Origin of the sequence: Mycobacterium sp. E3339 (assembly GCF_001666915.1) — a bacterium.
Classification (GTDB): Bacteria; Actinomycetota; Actinomycetes; order Mycobacteriales; family Mycobacteriaceae; genus Mycobacterium.
Genome location: NZ_LZIZ01000028.1, coordinates 1 through 1,705, shown reverse-complemented (window position 1 = coordinate 1,705; position 1,705 = coordinate 1). Strand labels below are relative to the sequence as shown.

The 1,705-nt window shown below is 68.7% G+C and carries 1 protein-coding gene; it reads left to right on the top strand.

What is annotated here, in order from left to right; translation table 11 throughout:
* On the top strand, positions 1–1,705 hold a 1,705-nt coding region (locus tag A5702_RS02035; protein ID WP_231964968.1), incomplete at both ends, for a condensation domain-containing protein.

Here is a 1,705-nt window from a genome sequence, read left to right as displayed (position 1 = left end):
TCTTGCTGATCGCCTACGCGCTGGCCTGGACCGAATTCCTGGGCACCGGCGAAGCGATCGGCATCGACGTCGAGGGGCATGGCCGCCACGACGAACTGTCCCGCGACGTGGACCTGTCCCGCACGGTGGGCTGGTTCACCACCAAATACCCGGTCGCGCTGTCGGTGGCCGGGCCGGGCTGGTCGCGCGTCACCGCCGGCGATCCCGCGCTGGGCCCAATCATCAAGGCCGCCAAGGAACAACTACGCGCCCTGCCCCACCCGCTGACCTACGGACTGCTGCGCTACCTCACCACCGAGCTGACCACACCCGACCCGACCATCGGCTTCAACTACCTCGGACGCCTCGGCGGCACGGCCGCCGCCGACCTCCCCGGCGACCTGTGGGGGGTGAGCCGCGACAGCCTGGAGATCGCCGCCGCGGCAGCCGCGGTGCCGATGCCGTTGTCGCACAGCGTCGAGCTGAACGCCGCCACCATCGACACCGACACGGGTTCGCGCCTCAACGCCACCTGGACCTGGGCGCCCTCCGTGTTGGATCACGCGCAGATCGACCGGCTCAACCAACTCTTCTTCGACGCGCTGACCGGAATCTCCAGCCACGTCCAACACGGCGGCGGCGGCCTGACCCCCTCCGACATCGCCCCTGCCCGGCTCGCCCAGGACCAAATCGACCAACTACAACAACAATACGAGCTCGCCGACGTCTTGCCGCTCACCCCGCTCCAGGAGGGATTGCTCTTTCACGCGCGCACCGCTCACGGCCTCGGCGACCTGTATGCGATGCAACTCGACATCGCCGTCGACGGTTCCCTCGACCCCGCACGACTGCACGACGCCGTGCAGACCGTCGTCAGGCGCCACCCCAACCTGGCCGCCCGGTTCTGCCCACGATTCGACCAGCCGGTGCAGATCGTCTTGGCCAACCCCTCGGCGGCCTGGCGATACGAAACGCTCGACTCCGAGGAGCCGATCCAGCGCGTCAGGGCCGCCGAACGGGCGAGCGTGTGCGAGCTCGCCGAGGAGCCGGTCTTCCGGGTGGCGTTGATCCGCACCGCCGAGGACCGGCACCGAATCCTGTTGACGTTCCATCACATCGTGCTGGACGGCTGGTCGCTGCCGATCCTGCTGCAAGAGATCTTCGCCGCCTACCAGGGCCGGCCGCTGCCCGCCCCGACGCCATACCGCCGCTTCGTCACCTGGCTGGCCGAACGCGACGTCGACGCCGCCCGCGCCGCCTGGTGCCAGGCACTCGCCGGCCTCGACGCCCCGACCCTGGTCGGCCCGCCAACCCGAATCAAGCCCGGGTCCAAAGCCACTCGGGCGTTCGACATATCGGAGCAGGCCACCTCGGCGTTGAACGAGCTGGCGCGCTCGAATCACACCACGGTCAACACCGTGCTGCAAGCGGCCTGGGCGCAGCTGCTGATGGGCATGACCGGCCAGCGCGACGTCGTGTTCGGCACCGCGGTGTCGGGACGGCCCACGGAGGTGGTCGGCGCCGAAACGATCGTCGGACTGATGATCAACACCGTGCCGGTGCGGGCCACCATCACCCCGGCCACCACCACCGCCGACCTGCTCGAACAACTGCACAACGCCCACAACCACACCCTCGACCATCAACACCTGGCGCTCAACGAGATTCACCGCGCCACCGGCCACGACCAACTGTTCGACACCCTGTTCGTCTACGAGAACTACCC